This is a genomic window from Armatimonadota bacterium (assembly GCA_020354555.1).
Classification (GTDB): Bacteria; Armatimonadota; Hebobacteria.
This window is the reverse complement of sequence record CP070648.1, coordinates 380,297-383,059: the sequence shown is the minus strand read 5'-3', so window position 1 is coordinate 383,059 and position 2,763 is coordinate 380,297. Positions and strand designations below refer to the sequence as shown.

General features: G+C 67.0%; 3 protein-coding genes. 2 read left to right on the top strand and 1 reads right to left on the bottom strand.

Annotation, left to right across the window (positions count from 1 at the left end; all coding sequences use genetic code 11):
- On the bottom strand, positions 1–701 hold a 701-nt coding region (locus JSV65_01595), incomplete at its 3' end, for a protein kinase (protein UCH35071.1).
- A 303-nt stretch (positions 702–1,004) separates the two neighbouring features.
- Between JSV65_01595 and JSV65_01590 the strand changes: the two genes are divergently transcribed.
- On the top strand, positions 1,005–1,187 hold the full coding sequence (locus tag JSV65_01590) for a hypothetical protein (protein UCH35070.1): 183 nt from the start codon (positions 1,005–1,007) through the stop codon (positions 1,185–1,187).
- A gap of 167 nt (positions 1,188–1,354) precedes the next feature.
- A partial coding sequence (locus JSV65_01585) for a PEGA domain-containing protein (GenBank protein ID UCH35069.1) occupies positions 1,355–2,763 on the top strand: 1,409 nt, incomplete at its 3' end.

The following is a 2,763-nucleotide window of genomic DNA, read 5'->3' as shown; positions in this document are numbered from 1 at the left end:
GTGACAATCGCGTCGCCTTCGGCGTCGAGCAGGATATTTGCGGGCTTGATGTCCCGGTGGACAACTCCCCTCTTGTGTGCGTATTCCAGTGCGCTCGCCACCTGCGCGAGCCACGCGCAGACCGCCGCGATCGGCAGCGGACCTGTCCGGCGGATGACATCCTCGAGCGATCCACCCTCGACATAGTCCAGCACGAAGTAGTGCAGCTGATCGTGGTGTTCGACTGCGTGGACGGTCACGATGTGGGGGTGCTTGAGTGCGGCGATCGTGATCGCTTCCTGCTTGAAGCGACCGATGGTCCCCCGTTCCATCAGCACCGCGGGGGACATGACCTTGATCGCGACGCGGCGGTGCAGCGCGACTTCATGTGCGAGATACACGGCTGCCATGCCGCCTTCGCCAAGCTCGCGCTCGATCTCGTAACGCCCTTGAGTAACGTCCCGTAACTGCTTGAGCACAGGCTCCCACGGCGTCTCGATCTCTCCCGTCTGGTCGCCGGATGGAGCGGGGACGGGCTCGGCGGGCGACGGAGATGCCGGGGTACCGCAGGTCGTGCAAAACTGGTCCTCCGGCTCCAGCGATGCGCCGCATTCCTTGCATTGGTGTGGTGGGCGCGCAACGGCCGAGCCGCAATGTGTGCAAAAGACGTCGCGGCTATCGATCAGTCGACCGCAGGATGGACAGGGTGCCGTGTCGCTCATTGACCGCCGGGTAGAGGGCGCGAACCGTTATCCTCTGCAAGTAGTTGCACAAACTGCACCGGCGCGATGCGCGAGGGTGTCGGCACGGACGACCCCTCACGGTCGGGTGCGATCGCGGGGCGGACGGCGACCATTGCAGAGGTTCATCAGCCTACGGTTCGCTACGCCCGACCGCAAGACGTGGGACGTGCGGCTTGCGCCGGCCTCGGCCCTCGGGGCGGATGTCAAGGAAAACCTCGTCACGCCGATCCAGCGTTGTACATATTAAAATGATAATCAGTATCATTTCTACGGTCTTGGGGGATGCGCGTTTGGATCGCTTTGGATGCGGAGACTCGTGAGGTCGACGCCCTTGCCGGTGAGCTGGGCGCGGCGCCCGACGCTCTCGCCGCCGCGCTGCTCGAACTGGAGCTTGCCGGGCTCGTCGAGCGCCGGCCCGGGCCCCGCTACGTCCGCGTTCTGCAGTCGCGGTCATTGGAGTCGTAGGTATCGGAGCGATGCGAACAACCTGACCAATCAAGGACGGCCGAACTCGGCTGTGGTTGAACACGGCGCGGGCCGCTCCGCCGACCTTTTCTGCTAGTGCCGTGGCCCGTACTTTTGCATCGGACAGCGTGTGCAACCACTCTGACAGGGCGGGGAGGACGCGACCGATGACGGCTGATCACCATCACGCCGACATGCTGAGGCAGCAAGGCGCGACCAGACTCAGGCTCCCGGCGCTCGAGGACAGTCCCGCGCCGGACGATGAGTTCCTTCGCGCGGTGCGGGATGCGGCAGAGGGAGAGTTCGAGGTGCTGGGTGAGATGGGGCGCGGGCAACGTGGCGCTATCGTCTACCTTGCACGGGACCTGTCGTCCGAGCGCCTGGTGGCCCTGCGGCTCGAGCAGGGGGAAGCTCCCGACGAGTTTACGCTCGAAGTCGTAAAGCAGCTCGACAGCTCCATGCCCGCCGTCGAGAGCTCGTGCCCGAAGTGCGGTGCGCCGCAGCGGGGATGGGGCCGCTTTTGCCCGCAATGCGGCAGTGACCTCTCCGGTCTCTCTGCCGAACTGCACTCGTCCGAAGAACTGCTGCAGGCGGTGAAGGACGCGTCGGCCGGCGAGTTCGAGGTGCTGGGCGAGATGGACCAGGCGGAAGGTGGCGGGCGCGTGTATTTCGCGCGCGATCTCGCCTCGGGCGGGCTCGTGGCGCTGCGGCTGTTGAAGGAGACGACCGCCAGTGGTGCGGAGGAGTATGCGCTCAACAAGACGCGGGTACTGAAGCCACTGGCGGACGAATTGGTGGGCGATGCAGCGGCGAAAGCCCCTCCGAAAGTGCGGGCGCCTTCGGCCGGGGCTCCGCCTCCGCGTGCCGCTTCGCCGCCGCGCAAGGCGCCGGCGCCGCGCAGGCCCGCGCCGCGTTTGCGCAAGCGACGCAGCCTGACGCTGCCATCCCGCCGTACGCTCATGGTCGTTGGTCTCGTTGTGGGGGCCGTTGCGGTAGCCGCAGTCCTGTTCACGCTCTGGGACCGCCTGCAATCGGGAGGCGGTGAGACCGCTCCGACGGAAGAGGCAACGGCGCCTGTCGGATCGGTCGAGGTCTTGCTAAGGGGCAGTGTGCCGGACGGCGCCGTGGTCAGCATCGACGGGCGGGCGTACCCGATGGACACGACTATCACGCTCTTGCCCGGGCTCCACGTGTTCCGGGTGGAGGCGCCCGGCTACCGACCGGTCGTCGACTCGCTGCCGCTGTCGGACGGGCAGTCGCTTATCTGGACGGCACCGCCGATGGAACGGCAGCGGCAAAGTCGCGCGCCCGCGCGGCAACGGCCGCAGCCGCAACCCGAACCGCAGCGCGAGGTGCAGGCGCCGCCGCCCGAAACGACAACGGTGGTAGTCGCGGAGCCCGTCGACACGACGCCGTCGCTGACGTGCGAGACCGCGTATGCGCAGCAGGCCTGGACGGAGGCTCGTCGCCTCTGCTTTCTGGCAGCGAACGCCGGCGATCCGCTCGGCAACTATGTGCAGGGGCTCATGTACGAGCGGGGGAACGGCGTCCCGGCGGACCTGAACGTCGCGCGGAC

Bases quoted from the DNA above. Each gene is read 5' to 3' on its own strand.
- JSV65_01590 (UCH35070.1), top strand. From the start codon at position 1,005: ATGCGCGTTTGGATCGCTTTGGATGCGGAGACTCGTGAGGTCGACGCC.